We start from the raw sequence: 26,588 nt of genomic DNA, 5'->3' as shown, positions 1-26,588 counted from the left end.
CTAGTTAACGCAGTGATAAAGTTCCAAGTTATATAGCAATGGAAGATTTGCTCATTTGTCTAGAATTAAAGCGGTTATCAATAAGCATTTTAGCTTTAGAGATGCTAAAAAAAAGCCATGATTGGCTTCTGAAATGTGAGGAAATATCATTAAATTATGCTGTAAGATTGAGCATGTTTACTTTTAACAAATTATCTATCAATTACTAATCATTGTGTTAATCTCTTTGTTTTCTAGTCACACTTTGATATGAGATACCAGGTAGGGGGCAGTCTCCACGGCGACGATCCCACATATGTTGCGCGTCAAGCAGACGAAAAACTTTATGCCAGCTTGAAAGCAGGTGATTTTTGTTACGTCTTAAACTGTCGCCAAATGGGTAAGTCATCTTTACTACAGCGCACGAGTTATCGACTGAGACAAGAAGGCGATAGCTGTATTTACTTAGACATGACCCGCTTGGGTAGTGAAGATACGACACCAGAACAATGGTACAAAGGTGTGATTCTCAGCTTGTTTTACAGCTTAAATTTGGCGGAAAAAGTCAACTTTAAAGAATGGTGGAAAATGCAAGGAGGTATTTCCTTAGTGCAGAAACTACACCAATTCGTAGAAGAATTATTACTACCAAATTTTTCCAGGAAATCTCAGAAAAACGGCGAAAGTGAACGTATTTTCATTTTTATTGATGAGATTGATAGTCTGCTGAGTTTAAATTTTCCTGTCAACGATTTTTTTGCTTGGATTCGTCATTGTTACAATCAGCAAGCACACGACCCAAAATTTCAACAGTTGGGATTTGCACTATTTGGAGTAGCTAGCCCATCTGATTTAATAGCAGACAAGCGCCGAACACCTTTTAATATTGGTACAGCAATTGATTTACAGGGTTTTCAATTGCATGAAGCCAAGCCATTACTCAAAGGACTAGAAAGAATAGTCAGCCAACCACAAGCAGTACTACGAGAGATTATTTATTGGACAGGAGGACAGCCGTTTCTGACGCAAAAAATCTGTCAAATAGTTGCCCAGACTGCCTCAAGAACATCTACTGGAACAATCTCATTACTGCGAGGAACTGAAGAATTTTGGGTAGAGCAATTGGTGCGATCGCAAGTTATCCAACATTGGGAAGGCAAAGATGAACCAGAACACTTGCGAACTATTCGCGATCGCCTACTTTTCCACGAACACCGAGCCGGAAGATTACTCGGACTTTATCAACGAGTTTTGCAAGCAGAGGATGAAGGGGGACACAGGGGCAAAGGGGAAATAATTAATGCCCTACATCCAATCCCCAATCCCCATTACCCCTTATCCCCAGTCCCCACGGATGATAGTTTAGAACAGACGGAACTGTTGTTATCTGGTTTAGTCGAGAAACACAACGGCTATCTCAAAATCAAAAATCCCATCTATCGCCATGTTTTTAATGCAGAATGGGTACTCAGGAATTTAGACAATCTCCGCCCTTATTCGCAAACATTCAATGCTTGGGTAGCATCCTCTTATAAAGATGAATCGCGTTTGTTAAGAGGAAAAGCTCTCAAAGATACTCAAAAGTGGTTTCAGGGCAAAAGTCTCAGCGATTTAGATTATCAATTTTTAGCTGCTAGTCAAGAATACGAACAGAAAGCAGTGCAAATGACTTTGGAAGCAGCAAAAGCTCAAGAAGTAGAAGCACGATTAGCACAAGAGAGAAAAACTGCCAAATTGCAGAGATTTCTTCTAATTGCAGTAGGGATTGGCTTGCTTGTCTCTAGCAGCTTGGGTCTAGGAACTTTTATGCTATATCGCCAAGCCAAGATCAGCGAAACTCAAGCCAGAAACAGTGAAATTCGAGCGCTGATATCTTCTTCTGAGGGAATGTTTGCCTCAAATCGCAAATTAGATGCGCTCATACAAGCAATCAAAGCCAAAAATAAACTACAAAAACTAGGTAAACGAAACACAAAGATTGAACGTCAGGTAAATAATGTATTAGAGCAAGCAGTTTATGGAGCTGATGAATATAACCGTTTTTGGGGTCATACCGCAGCGGTTTTGGCAGTAGATGTCAGTCCTGATAGTTCGATCATTGCCTCAGCCAGCATAGATCAAACAGTCAAGCTTTGGCGACGTGATGGTAGAGAAGTTGCCACTCTCAAAGGTCATAAAGGAGGAGTTAGGGCAGTCAATTTTAGCCCTGACGGTCAGACAATTGCTTCAGGGGGTGAAGATGGCACTATTAAACTCTGGAAACTAGACGGCACTTTGCTGAAGACTTTTAAAGGTCACACTGCTTCAGTTTGGGGAGTAGCATTTAGTCCTGATGGTCAGTATCTGGCGTCCGCCGGTTGGGACAGAACGGTGAGAATCTGGAAGCGAGATGGCACATTACTCAACACGTTTCAAGGTTACAAAATGGGGTTTTGGGGAATCGCCTGGAGTCCTGATGGTCAAATTGTTGCTGCTGCAAATTTAGAAAAAACAGTCAAACTCTGGAAACGAGACGTTTCCGGGTGGCAAAATGCCAAGCCTTTACAATCTCTTCAAGGTCACAGCGCTTGGGTTGTGGGAGTAACTTTCAGTCCAGACGGCCAAACTATTGCTTCAGCAGGTGAAGATAAAACTATCAAACTTTGGCAGCGAAACAGTACAGATGGCAGCTACCACCTGAATAAAACTCTTCAAGGTCATACTGCTGGAATTTGGGGAGTAGCTTTTAGTGCAGATGGTCAAACGATTGCTTCCGCCAGTCTCGACAAAACGATTAAACTCTGGAACATTGATGGTACAGAACTAAGGACGCTTAGAGGACACAACGCCTCGGTTTGGGGAGTGGCTTTTAGCAAAGACAACACCTTTATTGCGACCGCAGGGGCAGAAAATGTTGTGAGACTTTGGCAGAAAGAAAATCCATTCCAAAAATCTATTATTGCCCATCAAGCCGGGATTTGGTCAATAGCGATCGCCTCTGACAGTTCCACCATTGCCACAGCTAGCCACGAAAACAGCGTGAAATTTTGGAATCGCCAAGGTAAATTACTGAAAACTTTGGCTGAACCTGGGGGTACAGTCTTCGAGGTTTCATTCAGTCAAGATGGCAAGTTAATTGCTGTTCCTGCCGACAACGATAGAGTTAAACTCAAGCTGCGAGATGGTACTGATGTTGTTACTTATAAAGATCCTCGCGGCAAAATCACAGGAGCGGTATTGAGTCCTGACGGCGAAAAAATTGCGATCGCCAATGTTGACAAAATCGCTCAAATATGGAATGTGCATGGCCGTTCTAGCCAAATTCTCAAAGGACATGAAGCAGAAATTTGGCAAGTTGCATTTAGTCCCAACGGTCAACTTGTTGCTTCGGCTAGTGGCGATGGAACTGCCAAGCTGTGGACACTCGATGGCAAGTTGTTCAAAACCCTTGTAGGACACTCAGCAGCAGTTTGGAGAGTCGGCTTTAGCCAAGACAGTAAAATGGTGGCTACTGGAAGCGGCGATAATACGGTTAAGTTGTGGAATCTTGACGGCAAATTGCTGAAAACACTCAAAGGTCACACAGCTGCAATTTGGGGAGTTGCCTTTAGTCCCGACGGAAAAATAGTTGCTTCTGGTAGTGTGGATACTACTGTCAAACTTTGGAAAATTGATGGTACAGAACTAACTACCCTAAAAGGACATACCGCAGCCATTAGGAAAATCGCCATCAGTCCTGATGGGACTTTGCTGGCCTCAGGGGGTGATGACAACACACTCATTTTGTGGAACTTGCAACGAATTCTTAAGGTAGATGCACTCACTTATGGTTGCGGTCTCGTGCGGGATTATTTGAAAACTAACACCGTATTAGAGGATAGCGATCGCTCTCTTTGCGAATCATTCAATAGCAAGTAAAAGCTAACAGACCGTCCAAATTAGTTTTTTCCTAGACTCTAGACTTTTGAATACCTAAAATATTATAATTATCTGCCGCGTTATATACACGACAACTGAACAGAGCAATCACGGAGATAAAGGTACAAGCTCCAATAGCAGAGAGAAAATCGGAAAAACGAAAATCTGTATCCAAAATAATACACTTGTAAAATTTTTATGACTTCCCGGATTCGCTTTTTGATGTGTCCTCCCGATCACTACGATGTCGATTATGTGATCAATCCCTGGATGGAAGGGAATATTCACAAATCATCGCGCGATCGCGCCGTAGAACAGTGGCAGGGACTACACCAAATCCTCAAACAACACGCCATTGTAGATTTAGTACCACCAGAGAAAGGTTGGCCGGATCTAGTTTTTACTGCCAATGCTGGCTTAGTACTGGGGAATAATGTTGTCCTCAGTCGCTTTTTACACAAAGAACGTCAAGGAGAAGAGCCTTTCTTCAAACAATGGTTTGAGGCAAATGGTTATACAGTTAATGAACTTCCCAAAGATTTGCCTTTTGAAGGAGCAGGAGATGCACTGCTGGATCGGGAAGGACGTTGGTTATGGGCGGGATACGGTTTTCGTTCGGAATTAGATTCTCACCCTTACCTAGCTAAATGGCTGGATATTGAGGTACTCTCCCTGCGACTAATAGATGAGCGTTTCTATCATTTAGATACCTGCTTTTGTCCCCTAGCAAATGGCTATTTGCTATATTATCCAGGCGCTTTTGATTCTTACTCCAACCGCTTAATCGAAATACGAGTTGCACCAGAAAAGCGGATCGCCATTGCTGAAGCTGATGCTGTTAATTTCGCCTGTAATGCGGTGAATGTGGAAACCATCGTCATCATGAACAAGGTGAGTGATGCTTTAAAGACACGCCTTGCAGATGTCGGTTTCCAAGTGATCGAAACGCCACTAACGGAATTTCTCAAAGCTGGTGGTGCGGCGAAATGCCTAACCTTGCGGGTGACAGAACCAGTCAGAGATGAAATTCATGCCAATGTCTCGGTAGAAAGCCGGATCGTTCGCATGGAAGGACACTTACTAGACGCTGGTTTGATTAACCGCGCTCTGGATTTGATTGTAGACGCTGGGGGCAGTTTCCAAGTTCTGAATTTTAACTTGGGAGAACAGCGTCAAAGTACCTCAGCCGCCGAGGTGAAGGTATCAGCACCATCTCATGAGGTGATGGAAGAAATCATCTCCATGTTGATTGATTTGGGTGCTGTAGACTTACCCCAAGATGAGCGAGATGCCAAACTTGAGCCTGTAATCCAAGATGGCGTTGCACCTGATGATTTCTACGTCAGTACAATTTATCCCACAGAAGTGCGAATTAATGGTCAGTGGGTGAAAGTAGAAAATCAGCGGATGGATGGGGCGATCGCCATTACCGAAACTCCCAATGGCTTAGTTGCTCGGTGTAAGATCCTCCGCGATTTAAAAGTTGGCGAACGAGTAATTGTAGATGTGTTAGGTATCCGCACCATCCGCAAAACCGAATCCCGCGAACTACGCAGCACCCAAGAATTTAGCTTTATGTCGGCGGGTGTTTCCAGCGAACGGCGCGTGGAATTAGTCGTCGAACAAGTGGCTTGGGAATTACGTAAAATACGTGATGCTGGTGGTAAAGTAGTTGTCACAGCTGGCCCAGTGGTAATTCACACTGGCGGCGGCGAACATTTGGCGCAACTGATTCGGGAAGGATACGTACAAGCGCTACTCGGTGGTAATGCGATCGCGGTTCATGACATCGAGCAAAATATCATGGGCACTTCCTTGGGTGTAGACATGAAGCGGGGTGTCGCCGTCCGTGGTGGACACCGCCATCACCTAAAGGTAATTAATAGCATCCGCCGTTATGGCAGCATTCACAAAGCTGTGGAGGCGGGAGCAATTAAGAGTGGCGTGATGTATGAATGTGTCCACAACGATGTACCTTTTGTGCTGGCGGGTTCGATTCGGGATGACGGGCCTTTGCCTGATACCGAAATGGATTTGATTACAGCACAGGAAGAATATGCCAAACATCTAGAAGGTGCAGAGATGATTTTGATGCTCTCATCAATGCTGCACTCCATTGGTGTGGGAAATATGACTCCAGCAGGGGTGAAAATGGTATGTGTGGATATTAATCCAGCTGTCGTGACCAAATTAAGCGATCGCGGTTCTGTAGAATCAGTTGGTGTGGTTACAGATGTGGGATTGTTCCTCAGTCTCTTAATTCAGCAGTTGGATAAGTTGACAAGTCCTTATGTTACTAAGATAGGTTAAAAAACCAACCGCTCTAGACAAGCAAGCTTGAAGAGTATGATAGGCATTTCCTATCCTACTCTTTTTTATTTTCTACAAGACTTCAAGTATTTGAGCGATCGAACTCTCCACAGTCAGCTAAACCCCACATATAACCAAAACACTTGTAGAGACAGCGATTTATCGCGTCTCGAAAACTTCAACCCAATACTAATAGGACAAACTACTGTGCCATCCCCAAGAGAATTTGATTACAATCCTTAGAAATAGTAGCAAAAACCTAATGTCTAAAAAGTCCGATTCGCAGTTTCAAAATCTCTTTGCTTCACAGAAATCAACCAATTGGGACGAAAAATTAGGCCAAGTAGCCTATCGGTTTAACCGAGAGTATCAACGTGAAACCTTTGAACTCCCCACAGAAGTACAGGCGATGCCGATATTCCGCGAGTGGACTAGTGGCATCTTAGCAGGAAAAATTGCTTCTCCTTTCTGGGAAGTCGCTCAACCTCAAAAAAACCAACATTGTATAGATATTGGCTGTGGGATCAGCTTTTTAATTTATCCTTGGCGGGATTGGCAAGCATTTTTTCATGGTCAAGAAATCAGTAATGTGGCACGGGATACCCTCAATTCCCGCGGACCGCAGTTGAATTCCAAATTGTTTAAAGGTGTTGAGTTAGGAGCCGCTCATCAGTTAAACTACTCATCAGAAAAGTTTGACTTGGCGATCGCCACAGGATTCAGCTGCTATTTTCCCCTTGAATACTGGAATGCTGTACTCGCAGAAGTCAAACGAGTCTTAAAACCAGGTGGACATTTTGTCTTCGATATCCTCAACCCTGAAAAACCTTTAGCAGAAGATTGGGCAGTTCTGGAAACTTATTTGGGTGCTGAGGTATTTTTAGAGCCTCTAACTGAATGGGAAAAAACGATTAAAGCTGCTGGTGGTAAAGTCATAACCCACAAATCAGGAGAATTATTCGAGTTGTATAAAGTGCGATTTTAAATTGAGTTAACAGTTAACAGAAAATAACTGATAACTGTTAAAAATACAATTACTCAGCAATAATTGGACTCGTTGGATCTAAAGAAGTTGTAAAAACAAAATATATCACTCCAGCACCGAGAATCATCACAGCCAGACTGAACAGCAGTACCCATCGGTCTGTCGGTTCATAAGTATCTTCTTCGATATCACGACGGACAGCAAAATAGTGTCCTGTTGATAGCCACACCGTAATCAAACCCACCAGGGAGAAGACTAAACCTAACTTCCAGCCAGTACCAGGACGAGGTACTAAAGGTATTTGGAAAGCACGCAGACGCACAATGACAACACCAAAACCCAACAGAGCAATTCCTGTTCGCATCCAAGCCAGGTAGGTACGCTCATTTGCCAAATGATCTCGGATTCGGGACGGATTCAGTCGCCCTGCCTTTTTTCTCTCTTTATCTTCTTCTGTAGGTTTCAATTTTAACTGCATCAATAACACCCTTATCCCCAAACTGGCTCTTCTCAAAAAAACACGGAGGTAATAGAAAATCTGTTTCCAGATGACTTGCACCAAGCGCAATAGTTGCGCTATTGAAATATGCTTGTTGTGATTGTACATTTTTTTTCAAAATTTATTTTAATGCAGATATCGAAATAAAACAAGCCTGGTGAAATAATTGCTAATTCATAATTGATTGTTCAAAGCAAGTGTAAATAAGAAGGGGTCACATAGCTTTGCTCGAAATTCAAGATTCAAAATTCATGACCCCGATAAATCAATTCAGTTGCTTTGTATCTTTTTATTTTTCAGTCATAAAGAAAACAGCCAATTCAAGAGAGATTTTTCACCAGAAAAATTCAGGTTTTTTCTCTGATATTGGCTGTTACCCTGTTTAAATAGAGAACAATCATTCAAAAATAGAGTATCTATGCAGTTCTATTTCAAGACTGATTGCTAGGTGCATTAGGAACTCGTGTATTTATAACCGCCTGGGATATATCTGGGATAAACCACTTAGCCTTATTACTGTTACTGTTAAGAACTTTCACAGTCGGAACATTCAATTCAATCGCAGCAGTATCCGGATTTGTCTTAACCACCAAGTGAGTTCCATCAAATATCTTGAGAGCAACAGGTCCGACTAATTCTTGACCTTTCCCATCAGGACTAGAAGTGAAATTTGCTACTTTGGTATCATTCGCTAGATATATGCCATCACAATCCCAGTTATTTTGAGTGGACTGACCATCAGCTAGAAAATACAGTCCATTGTCATATACAGCATCTTCATTTTCTTCGCCATTTGGCGTTTTGCCATATACTGCTATAGTATTACCTGTTTGGTTGTCACATTGACCCCAGTTGACTCCCGTCTCTAAAGCATATTTTTGCAGTGTTAATTCCTCGGTTCTCTTTTGAATTTGTTCTGGTGTCAGATATTGAACTCCAGTTTCGGCATTTTTTGTCTGAGAGAGTTCATTAAGAGTCTTAGTGACTTCGATGTAATCAGGATTTTTGCTAAACTTTGGTCTATCAGCAAAAGAAGGTTGAGCAAAAGCTAGATTAGCGAGAATCATTAAGACAATTAGCAGAGATTTCCAGATTTTCATGTTTTGATTCCTGTTAATGGGTAAGATGTTTTGCAGTTTGCAAGTCTTTTAGTTAGTGGTGAAAAAATTTATGATTCACCTCTTTTTAAATACTTAATTTTTCTTGTTCTTCACTCGATGGCTGAGTATTGAAACCTAAAATTAATGAGAATATATAACTAGAAACTACAGATAAAAGAGTCCAAGTAAAATTTTCTGTGACAATAAATATACCCAAGCCAACTAAGATACAAGGCACAAAAGTATTACCATTCTCAGTTAAAAAGTTGGCGATCGCAGGTAAGTAGGTTAACTTGTAAGCAGCATAACACCAGACACCTACTAGCGCAAAAAATACACTTAATATTATCAGTAGACTATCTAATTCAGAATTAGCGAATAGAGGCACATAGATACTGATATTGTCACTGCCATTTGCAAAGGCGATCGCTGCTACATTGAAAGTCTGAGGAGAGATAAAACTGGCAATTCTAGAGGGACAAGACACTTCGGTTTCTTCTTCGACTTCCTCTACCAAATCATCTTCACGTTTTAGTAAACTACTCATACCAATGATTATTGGCATCAACCCAAGTAGTCTAATCCAGTCCTGCGGTATGATCAGTCCACCGAAGAAACCGGGAAGGCTAGCAACGATCAATGCAGCAAAACCGAGATACTGACCACCAAGGATGTGACGACTGCGGAACGTTTTATCTATTTGTGAAAAAAGCAAAGTCAGAATCACAATATCATCAATGTTGGTGGCAGTGAATGCGGTAATCCCTGTGGTAATTGCAGTTACTAAATCACTCATTTGTGAAAGTCCTTATTTTGATGCAATGGGGCATTGGGCAAGTGGTGTCATTAGGCATTTACAAAGGACAAATGACTAATGACCAACGAGCAATGACAAATGACTAGGTAGAAAGCCTTGATTTATACTTTAGATAAACTAAACGATAGAATCAAATGCTTTTGTTTGTCAAAATGATAAATGGAAGTGATTGAAATTTTGACAGCGAGTTTTAGGAATACTATAAAAAATGGCAGGAATGACGCTCGAGCAGCTAAAAATCTTTCTGGCTGTAGCGCACAACTTACACTTTACTCGTGCAGCAGAAGAGCTTTATATTACACAACCTGCCGTCAGTGCAGCGATCCAGAACTTAGAGCAGGAATACGGTGTCAAACTATTTCATCGGATTGGTCGCCATATCGAGATGGCTGAGGCTGGTAAGTTACTCCAAGTGGAGGCACAGAAAATTCTCGATCAAGTCTCTTTGACTGAAAGGGGATTGCGCGAATTAAATAATCTGCAACGGGGTGAATTGAAATTAGGGTCAAGTCTGACAATTGGTAATTACTGGCTACCAAGTAAGATTAGTGACTTTAAAAACCGATATCCGGGTATCCAAATTGACTGTACCCTTGCCAATACAGAAGAAATTTGTGTTGGAACAGCTACAGGACAGTTTGATTTAGGTTTAGTAGAAGGAGACGTAAAGCCAGCACTTCAACATACTTTAGAGTACGAAATTGTGGGGAGCGATCGCTTGCAAATTGTGGTGGGTAAAAATCACCCTTGGTTTGAGTGGGGAGAAATTGATTTAACTCAATTGACTCAAACCCCGTGGGTGATGCGAGAACCGGGTTCTGGAACCCAGCAACGCTTTGAAGAAGCCTTACAAAATTGGGGAATCAATCTCAGTGAACTCAATGTAATTTTAGTGTTCAATAGTGGGGAAATGACAAAAGCAGCGATCGAAAATGGTCTAGGTGCAATTGGGATTTCTGAGTTGATGGTCAAAAATGAAATTCAGCTTGGGACTCTACGAGCAATTCGAGTTATTGATAATAGAGAAGGCTATAGTGGGATACCTACGGCTGGCTACGCCTACGCAGAAATAGTGCGACCTTTCTTCAAACTCAAGCATCGTCAGCGTTTCCAAACCGCTCTTGCCAAAGTCTTTGAACAAATGTTGATATCGTCATTAGTCATTAGTCATTAGTCATTTGTCTTTTGTCAACGCTCAACGCTTTAAACAATTTTTCGGAGGATATCATTGACCTTTAGGTAGATTTAGATGGAATTCTCAAAACAGTATATTTGAGTGGGCAAACATATAATTTGCCACAATATCTCGTGCAAAATCATGAATTTCAATCTCAACAGATAAAATCTTGATGACACGCCCTAGTTAATTTGTTCCTTAAATTCCTCATCAGCCATGACATCCCCTGAGCCTCAAACTGATTTTGAAGAAAATTCTTCAGAAACCTCATTTGAGCAACCTCCACAAAAACGGCGGTGGCTTTGGTTATTTTTAGCTGCATTACTATTGTTAGGAGGCGGAGCAGCTATAGTTTGGCGTCTGCTGACTCCACAAAATTCCGCACCTTCAACTGCTAATGTTCAACCTCAAGGGGTAAGAGTCAAAATATCAACAGTCCAAAGCGGCATCATTGAGGAAAGCTCAGATTTTATTGCTAGCTTAGAGTCCCAGCGCTCAGTTAACCTCACCTCAAGGATTCAAGGTCAAGTCACCCAGATATTTGTCAAATTGGGAGATTCAGTCGCACAAGGAGCAGCAATTATCCAAGTGGACGCAAGAAGGCAACAAGGAGCGCCCAATGGAATCAATGCTGCACCTCAGGCATTTTTAATGCAATTGGAAAATGCCCGCGCTACACTCAAATCTTTGGAAGCTGAACGACCATCTTACGTTAGTAATGTCCAACTCAGCCAGGCAGAATACGAAAAGTATTTCTCTTTAGCTCAGCAAGGAGCCGTATCTCGACAGGCTAGCAATCAATACGCTAACAGGCTCACCGCTGCTAAGACTAGTCTAAATGCAATTGATTCTCGGATTCAAGCCCAACAAGGAACTATATTACAGGCTGAAAAATCCTTACAGCAAGCCAATATAAATACTAGCCAACAACCCCAGATTCAATACGACAAAATTACTGCTCCCTTTGGTGGCACTGTTGGCGAAATTTCTGTAAAAGTAGGTGATTTTGTCAATACTTCCACACAATTAGTTACTGTTATGCAAAATCGACCTTTAGAAGTTAAAATCTCTGTGCCTGTACAGCGAAGACCTCTATTGCGTCAGGGAATGCCTGTAGAGATTATGAACACACAAGGTCAAAAGTTAGGTAGAACTAGAATATTTTCCATTGCACCTAATGCCAGTAATGAAACACAAGGGATATTAATTAAAGCACTCTTTAACAACTCTAATGGTCAAGTACGTGCAAATCAATTGGCAAGGGCTAGGCTGATTTGGAATGAGCGTCCGGGAATTTTAATTCCAACAGCAGCAGTAACTCGTGTCGGTGGGCAAACTTTTGTTTATGTAGTTGAAACTGAAAAATCTCCCCAAGGGGTGTCTGAGCAAGTAGCTCGACAAAGGCGAATAAAGCTAGGCGAAATTAAAGGTAATAATTATCAAGTTATGGAAGGATTACAGCCACAAGATCAAATTATTATTTCAGGACTACTTAATCTTACCGATGGTGTGGCGATCGTTCCAGACTTTTAGGGAGATCGAGAAAGAGTTCGACGATTCAATGAGTGTGCAATGTCGATAGGCTATGCGCTAAGTCAAGGATTCTGCAAAGCACTGTCAGCAATCTTCAACAACGGGTAATACCAATTTAATGTGAAGTTGCAGATATCTCGATCCCTTTAAATCCCCCGATAAATTGGGGGACTTTGTATAGATGTTTTTCCGGTTCTCCCCTTATTAAGCTATCGATATATAAGCATATTTCTTAACACAAATGTTGACAGAAGTAAGCAACTTTGGCATAGATTCGCTTAAAGCGAGTCAGCCTACCCTTGCAGGTAAGCAAGCTACGCCAAGCGTCTCATAGAGAGCGTCATTTTGAATTTTGAATTGTTATTGTTATGGGACTTCCAAAAATTAAATTATTCAATTTTGGGAGAGAAGACGATCGTTACATTCTTCCTCCTCTGCTTTCCTACTCACCAAAACGATGGGATATTTTTTAGTTAGAAGTCCCTATGGAGTTGTTTGTGGATATAGTGGTGTTTTATCAATTCCACCAATGTGATTGAGTGGCCAGAAGCGAAATACAGCACGACCGATGATATTCTGACGAGGGACAAGACCCCAGCAACGGCTATCATAACTATTGTTACGATTGTCACCTAGTACTAAATAGGAATCGGCTGGTATAGTCTGGGGTTTCTCCAAAAAAGGTAGCTCTGGTCCTGATTTGCAAACATCAATGACTGTGGTCTGTCCAGAACTTAGATAATTTCCTTCTGGAAGGAGTTTATTGTTGATATAGACTTTGCCATCCCGAAGTTCTACTTTTTCTCCAGGTAAGCCAATTACACGTTTAATAAAAGCATCATTGAATTCTTCTCTTTGTAGTTCTTTTGTCGGTGAAAATACTACAATGTCTCCCCGCTGGGGGTTAGCAAATTTATACTTTAACTTATCGACAATAATTTTATCTGCTTTCCACTGGTCAGTGACACCGTGCAGAGTCGGTTCCATCGAACCAGAAGGTATCCAGCGTGCTTCAGCGACAAAGGTACGAATTCCCAGAGCTAGAACAATGCTCAAGACAATTGTTCTGCCTAGCTCTGCGATCCAGGAATTATCGGGTTGTTGACTAGAGTTGTTATCAGACACTTGATTTTGCATGAAATTACTTAACTAGACGGAAGATGTAGGTAATTAACTAGACTAAGGGGATTCGATCTGTTAATCTTAGCGGAAAAATTTGAATTTCCTACTTATGTTCGTATCTTCACAAGGTTCTTCATAAATTAAAAATAAACTTTTTTTTAACGCGCCGCAAAAATTTGGTCACTCAGAGCGCGACTAAGTTTAACCTAAAAGCATAGTTCTCGGTAATACCTAAACTACCCTTGCTTGAATTGACATTGAGTCGATCGGCAAGATGCTTGCCAAGATTGCATTTGCTCATTTTGAATTTTGAATTTTGAATTACCATGCCATCTCCACAAATTTTACTGATTCGCCGCGCTCGTATTATCCTACCCAATGGTGAACTGATGATTGGGGATGTATTGACACGCGATCGCCAAATAGTCGAAGTTGCCCCAGAAATCTCCCAAACAGCACTAGCCACTGAAATTGACGCAGAAGGGTTAACTTTGTTGCCAGGAGTTATCGATCCTCAGGTGCATTTCCGAGAACCAGGACTAGAATACAAGGAAGATTTGTTCACCGCTAGTTGTGCCTGTGCAAAAGGGGGAGTCACTTCTTTTTTAGAAATGCCTAATACGCGCCCCCTGACAACAACACAGCAAGCTTTAGATGACAAGCTAGACCGTGCCTCCCATAAGTGCTTGGTTAATTATGGCTTTTTTATTGGGGCAACAGCAGAGAATCTACCAGATTTGCTTTTGGCAAAGCCGACGCCAGGAATTAAGATTTTCATGGGGTCGATGCATGGTCAATTGCTGGTTGATGGTGAAACCGCATTAGAGGCGATATTTGCTAAGGGCGATCGCTTAATTGCCGTTCATGCTGAAGATCAAGGCAGAATCAACCAACGACGCCAAGAATTTGCCAATATTCACGATCCAGCTGTTCACTCGCAAATTCAAGATAATCAAGCAGCTTTGTTGGCAACTCAACTGGCATTAAAACTTTCTCAAAAATATCACCGTCGTTTGCATATTCTGCATATGTCAACAGCCGAGGAAGCAGAGTTGCTGCGTCAGCATAAACCGAGTTGGGTAACAGCAGAAGTAACCCCACAACATTTATTGTTAAACACCAGCGCCTATGAGCAGATTGGCACTTTAGCACAGATGAATCCACCTTTGCGATCGCCCCACGATAACCAAGTTCTCTGGCAAGCTTTACGCGATGGGGTAATTGATTTCATCGCCACAGATCATGCACCCCACACCTTAGAGGAAAAAGCTCAAGAATATCCCAATAGTCCATCGGGAATGCCTGGGGTAGAAACTTCCCTAGCTTTAATGTTAACTGCGGCGATGGAGGGAAAGTGTACTGTTGCCCAAGTTGTTAACTGGATGTCTAAAGCTGTAGCGATGGCTTATGGTATTCCCAATAAAGGAGCGATCGCACCTGGTTACGATGCTGATTTAGTACTAGTAGATTTAAACACATACCGTCCAGTGCAGCGGCAAGAACTGTTAACTAAGTGCGGTTGGAGTCCTTTTGAAGGTTGGAACCTCACCGGCTGGGCTGTAACCACCATTGTTGGTGGTGAGATTGTTTATCACAAAGGCCAGTTAAATACGCAAGTCCGGGGTCAAGCTTTAACTTTTTTATAGCAAATATTTATTTAAGCTTACGTATAGACGGCTAACTATACATCAAAGTCATACTTGGACTGGCAAGATTTTTATCTACCAAAGCTAAGGCTAGATAATCTGTCAAGTTCAAGTTGATGGATAAGCAGGTTCGTAGTATTTTTTCAGCACTAAAGTGCTTGCTGTAAACCCTCAAAGTTAGCTTGGCAAAGTACTAATACTGGTATGCAAAATTCAAAATGGAAAAAGCTTAGTTAGATAACTTTTTCCATTTTGAATTGTTTCTCTCTTGATTAGTTCTAGCTGAAAATCAAAAACTTCTAAAAGCGATTTCATGACGAAGTACATTAGCTTAGCCCATTACGAATTCCCAAATCAAGGAGAAATACTATGTCTTTTAAAATTCTGAGTTTAGATGGTGGTGGTATTCGTGGAGTTGTAGCAGCACGGATACTTCAACAAGTAGAACAAGAAATGAGAATTCAGGGTAAAGCAGACTTTTTACATCAATACTTTGATATGATTGCAGGTACTTCTACTGGCTCAATATTAACAGGAGGAATTGCAGTAGGTAAAGATAGTTATGAGCTAATTAAACTTTATAGAGACAGAGGTAAAGATATATTTCCGCCGGAGAGAAAAAATCGCTACAAAAACTTGCCGTCTATTTTCCAATCAATTTTAGATATATTTTCACCACCTAAATATTCTCATGATGGCATTATTAATGTCCTCAAAGATGTATACCAAAGTAAAAAAATTAAAGATATTCAAAAGCCTATTATTCTGATTCTTGCTTACGATACACTTTATCGAAATACAACCTTTTTTACAAATTGTCATCCCGATATTGGAGACAGATGGTACGATGACTGTTATTTATGGGAAATATGTACCGCTTCTGCTTCTGCTCCAACTTTCTTTCCACCCTATAAATTAGAATGTGTTGATAAAGATAAATTTGGGGATTGGGTATTCCCACATATTGATGGGGGAGTTGGTGCTAATAACCCCTCTCTAGCAGCGGTGAGTCTAGTTTTGAGAGTAAGTCAATCCACTTTAGTTTCTGAAGAAATCAAGCAGCAATATAAACTTGATAATCTGCGATTGGAAGATATTTCTATGCTTTCTATTGGTACAGGTCAAACAGGTGAACCATATCAATACGAACAAGTAAAAAAATGGAACGGTTTAGATTGGGCAGAACATCTGACTGATATTTTTATGGAGCCTACATCTGAGATTGGTAGTACAATTTGCCGTCAAATTATGGGTGGATACGATTCTAAACGTTACTTACGTCTTCAATTTGACTTAAACGAGAGATTTAAGCCCAAGCCAAATGAGACTTATAAAGATAGTCGGATTTTGTTGCAGCGAGACGAACGAAAAAATCAGTTTACCCATGAAAATGTCACAGAAGAAATAGATGATGCTCGTAAAGAGATTATTGAGCAGTTAATAGAGACCGCATCTGCATTCATTGAAAAAGGCTGTAGCTACTATAGCAGAGACGGAAATGGACCGCAGGTAAAAAAGGCGATCGCCTCTTTCATTAAAGATAATTAGTGCATCCACTTAGGCGTATTAATCTCAAGCCAATTATTCTAAAATCTATCGTATTTCTACATAAAATAGCGTATAAATACGATAATAATTACTTATTTATTTTTTAAATAGTGCTATTTACAGATGTAATTATAAAAATTTATTGCTAATTTAAATTCTTAAAATTAATCTTAAGAAAATACAAATTGGTTTATTTTTATGTATAGATTGTGGACTTAACTTGGGAATACTAAGTCTCAGGACGAGTTAGATGACTTATACAGCACTTGATTGTTATTTAACTTTTCTGTACTAGCTTTAGCTGCTAAATAATTTAGATTAGTTCTCAGAATAACAGCAGATAACTAATCTGCTTAAATCAAGCTGACTAAATTATCTCACAACTCTCATTTAACCCAACAACAGTTTCCAGTCGCTTAACTAATCAGCCCCAAAAATTATTTTTTTAACCGATTTTTGCAGCAATAAAGCTAGTAGCAATTCTGAAGATGTCAATACTGTCCAGTTGAGACTAGCTGTAGGTTCAATACACTATTCGGATTAGAAAGGCTAGCCGAACCGTATTGCAATGCAACCTATTTGTGTCTAATATTTTTACCCTTTTTTAGTCTTCACTGAACCGTATATCAGTTGTTCAACAATTCTGTCGTTTATTTTCGGTTGAGATAAAAATGTTAATAATTTATAGTGGCGATCGTGGTAGTGGCAGATAGGACGAGTGAAAAAGTTCTTCCTGGGCTGTTTTCAGAAATTCTCTAGTGTTGTAGTCAAGGAATCAGAATTATAAATTCTGAATACTCTAAGTCCGAATTGAGTAGAGGAATTACGACATAATAATTCAAGCAGATTTAAATGAACAAGAAGTAGGCAAACTCAGTCTTAAAGGCGATATAAAGCCTGTTTTACTTCCCAATTATGAGCTGAGGCGGAGCGTCTATAGCTCATGTCTTGAATTCTGAATTCTGCTATAAATAGCGGCAATAATTTTGTCAATAGAACAATGGAATGGTATCAGTTCTACCTGGCGTAGGCGTAGCCCGTCGTAGACATCGCCTTCATTTCCATATGTTAAATTTATGCTGAGAAAACTATCTGGCTTATAGGGCATTCGTTCTGCCCATTCAATGGCCACAATTCCTGGTGTAACCTCAACACCTTCCCAGTAAATTTCTAAATTTAGGGTTGGAACTTCTTGTGGTTCTAGGCGATATAAATCCAGATGGTAAAGAGGGATGCGTCCTTCGGTGTATTCATTAATTAGGGTGAAAGTGGGACTGACAATAGGTTCAGTAATTCCCAAACCTTTACCAATGCCTTGAACTAGGGTAGTTTTACCAGTGCCTAAATCACCTTCTAGTAAAATGACACTACCAGGTGTCAGGGATTCACCAAGAGTAATACCTAAGCGTAGCGTCGCCTCTGTATCTGCAAGAGAAATTTTCATAATTTGGGTATTGGGCATTAAGAAATAACTCATCATCTAACCAAGAACAAATAACAAAATGACTATTTTCCATGATTAGCTCTACCGTACCACCGCAATAATACTCGTGCTAGTTTCTGCGGATTGTGACGTATAATTCCTGTTTCATCTTCAAATAAAACATTAGCTGGAACAATTCGCCGTCCCAGTTGAATTACAACTTCTCTATCTAGAAAAACAGGATAGGAATTTTGTTGAGCGTAGCGGATGAGTGATTGGGCAGATGGGGATTTTTTGTGTACTAACACAGCATCAAATAGCTGTCTTTGGTCGCAAGCAGCATCAATTGCTTGGATGTGATCGGCAACAGTGTATCCTTCAGTTTCGCCTGGTTGAGTCATTATATTGCAGATATAGATACGGGGAACATTTGTTTTGGCGATCGCATCGGCAATTTCTGGTACCAGTAAATTAGGAATCAGGCTAGTATAAAGGCTACCTGGACCAATGATAATGTAATCAGCTTCTTTAAGTGCTTTAATAGCTGCTGGTATAGCTGGGGGATTAGCTGGAATGCAGCCAATTTTCACAATTTTTCCCCCAGCTTTGGGAATGCTAGACTCTCCCTCAATACGGCGACCATCGGCTAATTCTGCCCAGAGACGAACATCACTGAGAGTTGCTGGTAGTACTTGTCCCCGCACCGCTAGTACTTTAGAACTGGCTGCAACTGCGCGTTCCAAATCTCCCGTAATATCACTCATTGCTGTTAAAAACAAATTCCCAAAACTATGACCTGTCAATCCATCTCCAGCACGAAAGCGGTATTGAAACAATTCTGTTAATAACTTTTCTTCATCTGCTAAGGCTGCTAAACAATTGCGAATATCTCCTGGTGGTAGGACACCAAATTCCTGGCGCAATCGCCCCGAAGATCCACCATCATCGGCTACAGTCACAATGGCAGTAATATTAGCACTGTAGGTTTTTAATCCCCTCAATAACGTAGAAAGCCCTGTACCACCACCAATAACTACTATTTTCGGTCCTCGGTACAATCGACGATGGGCTAGCAAAACATCAATGAGTTCCTCTCCACCTTCTCCTCTTAGTACTTTAGTAATTGAACCTACGGTGCGAGTTTGTCCCCAAAGTACCAACAGTAAGCCGCCAAGCAGCACCAAAGGTCCACTGACGTAGTTGGGTAATAGGTCGGTGATTACTCCCAGGAAACGCCTAACTAACTTAATCATCCAAAAAATGGGGGTCAGCTTAATCCAAATAGCTAACCCCAAAATTGTTAATATTACACCCCCAACACTGATTAACAACCAACGTTTTACGGCTAATCCAGGGGATAACCATTTGAACCACTGGTTGACTCGATAGGAAGTACGAGAAGGCGACTGCTTTCGCAGGGCGTTGAGGGCTTGCCTGAAAAAACCAATTGACATACCTGATTCACAGCAGTGCTACAAGAATAATTAACAGAAAATCTAGACCAGTTGCTTTAAAACACGAGGGGTGAAACTATTATATTTTTCAATTCCATTAGACTAAAAGCAAATCGTCAAAATTGCCAGTATTCCTAGTTAAACAATACCTTGCCTTGGGAAAAGTGAATTTAATGGAAAAACGAATTTTAGGATTAGATCCAGGACTGGCAATTTTAGGATTTGGGGCAATTACCTGTATACAAATTCCCAACAAGATACCAGAGACTACAGTAAATATGCTTGATTTTGGAGTAATCAAAACGTCAGCAGATGTAGAAATGGGACAGCGCCTATGTACCTTGTTTGATGATTTACACACCGTGATAGAGGAATTACAACCAGATTTGGTTGCGATCGAGAAACTATTCTTCTATCGTATGTCAAGCACTATCTTGGTTGCACAAGCACGGGGTGTAGTCATGTTAGTTTTGGGACAGCGGCGGCTTCCCTATGTAGAGTTTACTCCTGCTCAAATTAAACAAGCTTTAACAGGATATGGCAATGCGGATAAGTCCGAAGTGCAAGAAGCGGTGGCGCGGGAATTGGATTTAGATCGGATTCCTAAGCCAGATGATGCTGCGGATGCTTTGGCGGTAGCTTTGACGGCTTCTTATCAGCTTTAATTTTGTTAAATGAGAATAAAGTTGGAACTCGCACATCTGTTTTTAGCGTTGCTGATTGCAGGATGAATTTTGTTTCGCGCATACGCCTTTAGGCGTTCTTGCAGGATAAACGCAAAGAATTTAAATTCTAGATTTTTAAAACATTAACTTTACATACCTAATTCAGCAACGCCCATTTTCCTTAAACCAAGACTAAAATCTCCAATTTGTTGAAGAAGTTGGGGTTCTGGTTTTGAATGGTGGCGATCGCTCTTATTCTGTAACATTAGAAAGTTACAGAGCGATCGCCACAGTCAATGTCAATTAAGATGGTAGTTTTTCGTACAACTTGGGTAACCTAAAAACAGGCATCGCCTAAGTGCATTGGGTCGGAGTTGAGGAGATTTTCCAAAAATTAAAACGTTAACCGAACTGTATGGAGAAGGGATCTAGGTTTGGTCTTCAGTCTGTAAGTCCTATCTTGTTTCTTTTACCTTGTTCGGTGAATGCAGTATTGCCTAGACCGAAAGTGGCTTGTCGCAGACATCGCATTCATTCAATTCAAATCAGGAGCTAGTGAAGCATAAATGAGTCTACTGTTAAAATGTCTTTTAGCGGTCAACAACAACCACCTCAACCGTTATAAAAAACTACTAAGTAGTCTTGCTCTCTTACTGTGCTACCTGAATTTTGGCATCCAATCTGCTCAAGCTGAAGGTAGTCGCACCCTGTATCCCAGTACCGCCACAGCCAGCAGTAGTAGAGCTAATCTAGAGTGGCGTACTGATACTTATGGCGGTCTGGTGCTGCGACGAACTTTACTAAAAGTCTACGCTAATAAAGATGAGTATATTCTTTTGGGTTCCAGCGCAGTTGGAGTAAATAGTGGTAATGTCAGCGTTTACAACCCCGGTCGTGTCAGTGGAAGTATTGGCAGTGAAACTGTTCCTGGCACAGCAGATTTTGTGTGTACTTCTCAAGCTGGACGAGGAATTATCTCAACTCGCCAACAGGAGTTAAATGGCCCCCGTCCTATTTCTGGCGGAGGTAATCCCAACGGCTATATTCCCTGCTATTACAAGGCTCCATCTACTGGAGTTTATGACATTGTTTTCTATGGGCCTGATGGGGGTAACTCTTCCGTTAATAGCACTCCTACTGGTGAAATTGATTTGAGTAGTGGCAACAACTTTAACGATCAACAAAAAACTAGTGTAGCAGCTTGGGATGTAACGGTACGCAGTAGCGATCAAACTTCAACAACTGACTTGAACGGGCGGTTATTCAGCTATTATCTCGCTCTTTTTACTGGTAATAACGGTCGATATCTCAACTTCCCAGTCTATCCAATAACCACAGATGGCTTCCGATATAAAGTAGAACTCAGAGGTACAGATCCTAACGGATTTGTTCTCTATGGTAATCAAACTGGCTTTTTTGACAGTGACGGAATATCACCTCTCTACCACGATATACTAGGGGCGGATAGTCAGCTGGCAAATCCCCAAGGCGGTATTAGCTTGGCTCGTCCCCAATACGCTACCTTTTTTAACTCCATCGACACCAACGTGCTTTCATACGTTGAACGTTACAAACGCGATGGCACCTTAGAGGGAACTGGTATTCCCCTTAGCCCAATTATTCCTGTTGTTAGTAATTTACAATTCAACGGCACAGTTGCAGGAAATAACAGTTCTTACGGTACAGGCGGTACTTTGAGCTTTGACAGCAACGTTACAGGTACTTACGAACTAGTTATCAGCCGAGACGGCAGCAATTTTGATCCCACTAACTCCCAAAACCGTCTTCTGCGAGGGATTATGGCTACAACGGGACAGCAAGCAATTAATTGGGATGGTAAAGATAACAGTGGCAATTTTTTCCCGGTTGGCAGTAATTACAAAGTTAGTGTCAGAACTTATGGAGGTGAATATCACTTTCCCCTGCTGGATGCGGAAAACAATTTTACTGGTGGTCCTACCATTACAATGCTGAATGCCGCTAACCCCATAGGTAATAGTAGAGGATTTTACGACGATCGCGGTTATAAAACCATCGGTGGTTCTACCGTTGGCACTGTGGGTCAAGTACTCTGTGGGATTAATCCACCAAACCCAGCCTTTAGCAACCCAATTAACGGTTTTGACACCGCCAGCAATGACCGGAAATTTGGTCAGTCTGGTAACGCTGGTAACGCTGGAACATCATGCAACGGCTCTTTTGGAGATACCAAGGGGCTAGATTTATGGACTTATTATCCTGGTCAAACTGAACCAACTCCATTCAACATTATTAATGCTGTGAATGCAAAACTTTTGTTGGTTAAACGGATTACTCGCATCAATAATCAAGATATCACCGACATTGTAGATGGTCGCAGCGACGTTGCAACTACTGCTGCCAATTATTTACCAGAACCCTATGCTTCTGATGATAACGATGCAAAATGGCCTGCTGGCTATCTGCGGGGATTGATTAATGCTGGAACTGTGAAGCCAGGAGATGAGTTGGAATACACTATCTACTTTCTTTCTAAAGGACCAAATGATGCTACTAACGTCAAAATCTGCGACTTAGTTCCTAGCAGTACTACTTTTATTCCCACTGCATTTACTGGTAGTACTCCTAGTGATGGTGGCTTAGCAGCAGATCAAGGCATTGCCCTTGCTGTTAGTTCTAGCAATCCTACAGTTTACCTGAGTAATGTAGAAGATGGCGATCGCGGACGTTTTTATCCAGCTAACGAGTCAGCTCCATCATCTTGTGGTAGTAACACCAATGGCGCTGTAGTGGTTAATATCACGCGCAGTCCCGATTTACCCAATCTAGCCAAAGATGTTTACGGCTTTATCCGCTTCCGTGCCAAAGTAAAATAAGCTAATTAAATTTTGGATAAATTTAGGCTCTATACCTGAGATTATTAGCCATTCAATGTGTCGTGTCTCAAATCTAAAAAACAGCGATGTCTACGAGGGGCTACGCCTACGCATTTCCTGATTTTTCTCAGATTGTGTCAAAATTGTTGCAAGTATTTTCAAGTGATAAGCAATGGCATGGCAAGCATCTGATAAATTAAACGGTGGTAAGTATACCATTGAACCTGAAGCTGTTCTCGGAAAGGGTCGCTTTGCTATTACCTATTTGGCTAGAAATCAGCAGGATGAACGTGTTGTCATCAAATGCCTAAATCAAGATTCTCCGCAAATTAATTCGTTAAGTAAAGAATATTTTCAAAGACTGAATTTAAAATTTCGAGATGAGGGTTCAAAGTTACGTCTTTGTAAAAACCGTTATATTGCTAGATTTAAAGACAGGTTCCAAGAAGGAGAATTGTGGTGCATAGTCATCGAGTACATTGATGGACGCAATTTGGCTCAACGCGCCCAGCCAATTTTGCCAGAAAAGGATGCACTAAACTACATCAAACAAATTGGTGAGGCGCTAATAGAAGTTCATCGCAATGGTTGGGTACATCGAGATGTGAAACCAGCAAACATTATGCTTCGGAGTGGTAAATCGGAAGCTGTTCTGATTGATTTTGATTTAGCACGAGACTTTGACCTGCGTTTGACTACTGATACTCCAACAATTACTGAGGGTTATGCACCTTTGGAATTGTACGAGCGAGATGCTGAACGGGGAGCTTTTACGGATGTTTATTCTCTGGCTGCAACACTGTACAATCTCTTGACAGGAGAAGAACCCCCTAGTGTGCAAGACCGCAGCCGTAGAAGAACTCAATTAAGACGACCAAAAGAAATTAATCCTCAAATTAGCGAGACAGTCGATCAAGCAATTATTACAGGGATGGCTTTAGATGCTAGCGATCGACCGCAAACGATGCAAAAATGGCTAAATTTATTGGGTTTGGAAATTCCATCTTCCCCACCACCCGATCCCAGCATACAAATTGCACGACAAGGACTTTGGGTAGCATTGTTTGTAGGACTACTAGGAGCAGCCATAGCACTGTTTGCTGCACTTCCACCGTGGCTAGAAAGGCTAGACAAATCCAAACCTGCATCACAGCCTTCTCCTCAGACGACGACAACTACTACACCAGACCTTAAAAGAACTAAACAAAGGTAAGCATCCATCGTGTAGATTGTAACTATAGACTACAGACCCCAGAATTTTGACTAAAAATTGATTCTATGTCTAGCCTACCCCCAGAAGATAGCCGAGTCATAGTTTGGCAACCAGGAGATAAGTTATTTGGCGATCGCTATACAATTGAACGAGTGCTAGGTATGGGTGGTTTTGGCGTCACCTACCTAGCCACAGACCAACAAAGCCGTCGGATTGTAATTAAAACACTCAATGAAATAGCGCAGCGCAGCCCGAAATTTGCTAAATATCGACAAGATTTCCAAGAAGAAGCCCGAAAGTTAGGTTACTGTAGACATCCTCACATCGTGCAAATTGAGAGCAGCTTTCAAGAGGGACAGTTGCCTTGCATAGCTATGGAATATATTGAAGGTGAAGACCTCTGGCAGCGCGTAGAAAAGCTCCAGAAACCTCTATCAGAATCGGAAGCATTATTGTACATTCAGCAAATTGCTAGCGCTCTGACTGCTGTTCACCAAAAAGGCTTACTACACAGAGATGTCAAGCCTCAAAATATTATGGTGCGCTCCAATCAAGAGGAAGTGATACTGATTGATTTCGGCATTGCTAAAGAATTTATTCCCGATAAAACTCAGCGCCATACTGAAGCCTATACACACGGATTTTCACCCCTTGAGCAGTATGACGAAGAAGCACGACATGGAGATTATATTGATGTCTATTCCTTAGCAGCAACATTATATTATTTGCTAACTACAAAAGTTCCCCCTTCAGCCTGGGCTAGAGTTAGCAGAGATTCTCTTAAACCACCCCAACAGGAGAACCCTAACATTAGCGATTCGGTGAATCGAGCAATTTTGATGGGAATGAGTTTATATGTCAAAGACCGACCGCAGTCGGTTCAGGACTGGTTAGATCTTTTTCAAAACTCAAGGCGTGTGCTGGTAAATTACCAGAAATTGGAAGAACTCCTCGTCGCCAAAAAATGGCAAGCAGCAGATAAAGAAACTGCGGCGATTATGCTGAAGATATGCGATCGCCAAGAGGAAGGCTGGTTACAATTAGAAGACATAAAAAAAATTCCCTGTGATGATTTTCGCACCATTGATAAACTATGGGTTGAACACAGCAAAGGACGCTTTGGTTTTAGTGTTCAAAACCGTATTTGGGAAAGAATTGGTGGTAATCCTGACGCAAACGATAAAACTTGGGAGCGTTTTGGAGAGAGGGTCGGATGGCGTGTCAAAGTTTTCTGGATTGAATCTACTAACTTCTGGCTTGATATTGAACATTTAAAATTGGAATGGTTTAAAGAAATTTACACGCCAGAGTGGGATTTAGTAAATTTGATAAAGTGGTTGGTGTTATTCCCTTTGTATATAGTTGTTTACTTTTCAGATTGGATTTTGCTGATATTCATGAACCTTTCTGGTCTTATATTAAGGTTAAAGTTGACCTTAATGCCCAAAGAGGGATACTTGCCAAAGACGATCAAGCCTTATACAGGAATAATCATAGGTAGAGGGGCAAAGGTGGTATCGTTAAACCTCCAAGAAGATTTGGCGCAGTTCCGTCAAGCTACTGCTGTGCAAATTGCTCATCAAATCCGTATTGAAAAGCAGTATAACGATGCACAAAATGAAGCTAATAAGTGGCACAGAAACTCTGAACTTGCCCAACAAAAAGGTGATGAGAGTCTTACACAGATGGCTCTTGACCGTCATCAAAGCTATATTTATCAAGCAAATAAGCTTCAACTAAAACTAGAGCAAGAAAGAGCAAAGTTAGAGAGAAGTAGGCGTAAATTACTGTACCAAGAATTTAAAGTTGACGAGGCGAAAATAGAATCTAACTGGGAGATCGCTGCTCTGGCAGAGAAACTAGCAGAATGTAACATCAGCTAGTTATAGCACTTCCATAATTTCTAGCTGAAAAGTTAAGAGTAGATGTTTGAACTTATAGCTTCTGTGCTAGCCGCCGCTAACTGGCGGAATTAACACAACTTCATCGCCATCTTGTAGTAGGGTATCTGGTTCAACAAATATGAGATTAATTCCAAAGCGGGTGATGTCGCGCCATTGGGAGAGTTCTGGGTGTTCGGCTATGAGGCGATCGCATACCGCCCTAACAGGCGTACTATTAGGAAATTCCAGCACCAGTTCTGAAACCTGAAAGGCTTCTTGATAAGCGGCGAACAATTTAATCGTAACGGTGATTGCAGATTTAGACATAAATATGCTTTGGCAGCGCTAGCAAGCAGTTTAATACTTGCATAGGCACTCTCAACTTCTGGAATTGATTATACATTACTACAGTGCTTTTCATTTAAATAAGTTATGTCACTTGACTGTTGACTGATGACTGATGACTGTTAACCGTCAACCGT

General features: G+C 41.3%; 18 protein-coding genes. 11 read left to right on the top strand and 7 right to left on the bottom strand.

Features of this window, described 5'->3' with window-relative positions; translation table 11 throughout:
* Nucleotides 1–249: 249 nt before the first annotated feature.
* The 3 genes from ACFG4S_RS06205 (at nucleotide 250) to ACFG4S_RS06195 (ending at nucleotide 7,171) form a co-directional block, all read left to right on the top strand.
* Nucleotides 250–3,876, top strand: a complete 3,627-nt coding sequence (locus ACFG4S_RS06205; RefSeq protein ID WP_392533963.1) for an AAA-like domain-containing protein — start codon at nucleotides 250–252, stop codon at nucleotides 3,874–3,876.
* 198 nt (nucleotides 3,877–4,074) lie between these two features.
* Entirely contained in the window at nucleotides 4,075–6,186 is a 2,112-nt protein-coding gene (locus tag ACFG4S_RS06200; RefSeq protein WP_392533962.1) for a TIGR00300 family protein, read from the top strand.
* A gap of 262 nt (nucleotides 6,187–6,448) precedes the next feature.
* Entirely contained in the window at nucleotides 6,449–7,171 is a 723-nt protein-coding gene (locus tag ACFG4S_RS06195) for a class I SAM-dependent methyltransferase (protein WP_392533961.1), read from the top strand.
* 49 nt (nucleotides 7,172–7,220) lie between these two features.
* Here the strand turns inward: ACFG4S_RS06195 and ACFG4S_RS06190 are convergent, their stop codons facing one another.
* From ACFG4S_RS06190 to ACFG4S_RS06180, 3 genes are all read right to left on the bottom strand, one after another.
* Nucleotides 7,221–7,649 carry a YidH family protein gene (locus ACFG4S_RS06190; RefSeq protein ID WP_392533960.1) on the bottom strand — a complete coding sequence of 143 codons (429 nt, stop codon included), beginning with the start codon at nucleotides 7,647–7,649 and terminating at the stop codon, nucleotides 7,221–7,223.
* 452 nt (nucleotides 7,650–8,101) lie between these two features.
* Entirely contained in the window at nucleotides 8,102–8,770 is a 669-nt protein-coding gene (locus ACFG4S_RS06185; protein ID WP_392533959.1) for a hypothetical protein, read from the bottom strand.
* An 85-nt stretch (nucleotides 8,771–8,855) separates the two neighbouring features.
* Complete coding sequence (locus ACFG4S_RS06180) at nucleotides 8,856–9,566, bottom strand: cadmium resistance transporter (RefSeq protein ID WP_392533958.1); 711 nt, start codon at nucleotides 9,564–9,566, stop codon at nucleotides 8,856–8,858.
* A gap of 229 nt (nucleotides 9,567–9,795) precedes the next feature.
* Between ACFG4S_RS06180 and ACFG4S_RS06175 the strand changes: the two genes are divergently transcribed.
* Both ACFG4S_RS06175 and ACFG4S_RS06170 read left to right on the top strand, forming a co-directional pair.
* The gene (locus ACFG4S_RS06175; protein WP_392533957.1) at nucleotides 9,796–10,761 is read left to right on the top strand and encodes a LysR substrate-binding domain-containing protein; all 966 of its coding nucleotides are present in this window, start codon (nucleotides 9,796–9,798) and stop codon (nucleotides 10,759–10,761) included.
* Between the two features lie 219 nt (nucleotides 10,762–10,980).
* The gene (locus ACFG4S_RS06170; RefSeq protein ID WP_392533956.1) at nucleotides 10,981–12,297 is read left to right on the top strand and encodes an efflux RND transporter periplasmic adaptor subunit; all 1,317 of its coding nucleotides are present in this window, start codon (nucleotides 10,981–10,983) and stop codon (nucleotides 12,295–12,297) included.
* Nucleotides 12,298–12,780: 483 nt separating this feature from the next.
* On the opposite strand, the gene lepB is transcribed toward ACFG4S_RS06170, so the two are convergent.
* Nucleotides 12,781–13,434 carry a signal peptidase I gene (gene lepB / locus ACFG4S_RS06165; protein ID WP_392533955.1) on the bottom strand — a complete coding sequence of 218 codons (654 nt, stop codon included), beginning with the start codon at nucleotides 13,432–13,434 and terminating at the stop codon, nucleotides 12,781–12,783.
* Nucleotides 13,435–13,745: 311 nt separating this feature from the next.
* Here lepB and ACFG4S_RS06160 point away from each other — a divergent pair, with 311 nt between their 5' ends.
* Nucleotides 13,746–15,065 carry a dihydroorotase gene (locus tag ACFG4S_RS06160; RefSeq protein ID WP_392533954.1) on the top strand — a complete coding sequence of 440 codons (1,320 nt, stop codon included), beginning with the start codon at nucleotides 13,746–13,748 and terminating at the stop codon, nucleotides 15,063–15,065.
* 369 nt (nucleotides 15,066–15,434) lie between these two features.
* A complete protein-coding gene (locus tag ACFG4S_RS06155) occupies nucleotides 15,435–16,613 on the top strand; it encodes a patatin-like phospholipase family protein (protein ID WP_392533953.1) in 1,179 nt (392 codons plus the stop codon).
* 934 nt (nucleotides 16,614–17,547) lie between these two features.
* On the opposite strand, the gene tsaE is transcribed toward ACFG4S_RS06155, so the two are convergent.
* Entirely contained in the window at nucleotides 17,548–18,057 is a 510-nt protein-coding gene (gene tsaE, locus ACFG4S_RS06150) for a tRNA (adenosine(37)-N6)-threonylcarbamoyltransferase complex ATPase subunit type 1 TsaE (RefSeq protein WP_392535922.1), read from the bottom strand.
* Nucleotides 18,058–18,119: 62 nt separating this feature from the next.
* The gene (gene yvcK, locus ACFG4S_RS06145) at nucleotides 18,120–19,490 is read right to left on the bottom strand and encodes a uridine diphosphate-N-acetylglucosamine-binding protein YvcK (protein WP_392533952.1); all 1,371 of its coding nucleotides are present in this window, start codon (nucleotides 19,488–19,490) and stop codon (nucleotides 18,120–18,122) included.
* Nucleotides 19,491–19,663: 173 nt separating this feature from the next.
* Here yvcK and ruvC point away from each other — a divergent pair, with 173 nt between their 5' ends.
* From ruvC to ACFG4S_RS06125, 4 genes are all read left to right on the top strand, one after another.
* On the top strand, nucleotides 19,664–20,155 hold the full coding sequence (gene ruvC / locus ACFG4S_RS06140) for a crossover junction endodeoxyribonuclease RuvC (RefSeq protein WP_392533951.1): 492 nt from the start codon (nucleotides 19,664–19,666) through the stop codon (nucleotides 20,153–20,155).
* Between the two features lie 566 nt (nucleotides 20,156–20,721).
* On the top strand, nucleotides 20,722–23,010 hold the full coding sequence (locus tag ACFG4S_RS06135) for a hypothetical protein (RefSeq protein ID WP_392533950.1): 2,289 nt from the start codon (nucleotides 20,722–20,724) through the stop codon (nucleotides 23,008–23,010).
* Between the two features lie 172 nt (nucleotides 23,011–23,182).
* A complete protein-coding gene (locus ACFG4S_RS06130) occupies nucleotides 23,183–24,223 on the top strand; it encodes a serine/threonine protein kinase (protein ID WP_392533949.1) in 1,041 nt (346 codons plus the stop codon).
* 65 nt (nucleotides 24,224–24,288) lie between these two features.
* Nucleotides 24,289–26,106 (top strand): GUN4 domain-containing protein, encoded by a 1,818-nt coding sequence (locus ACFG4S_RS06125; RefSeq protein WP_392533948.1) that lies wholly within the window; start codon nucleotides 24,289–24,291, stop codon nucleotides 26,104–26,106.
* Between the two features lie 66 nt (nucleotides 26,107–26,172).
* Here ACFG4S_RS06125 and ACFG4S_RS06120 read toward each other — a convergent pair whose 3' ends face one another.
* Nucleotides 26,173–26,433 (bottom strand): MoaD/ThiS family protein, encoded by a 261-nt coding sequence (locus ACFG4S_RS06120; RefSeq protein ID WP_392533947.1) that lies wholly within the window; start codon nucleotides 26,431–26,433, stop codon nucleotides 26,173–26,175.
* Nucleotides 26,434–26,588 lie beyond the last annotated feature (155 nt).

Source organism: Nostoc sp. C117 (assembly GCF_043099735.1).
In the GTDB taxonomy this organism is placed as follows: Bacteria; Cyanobacteriota; Cyanobacteriia; order Cyanobacteriales; family Nostocaceae; genus Nostoc.
Note: the sequence above shows the minus strand (reverse complement) of the source record. Positions and strands in the feature narration are given on the sequence as shown.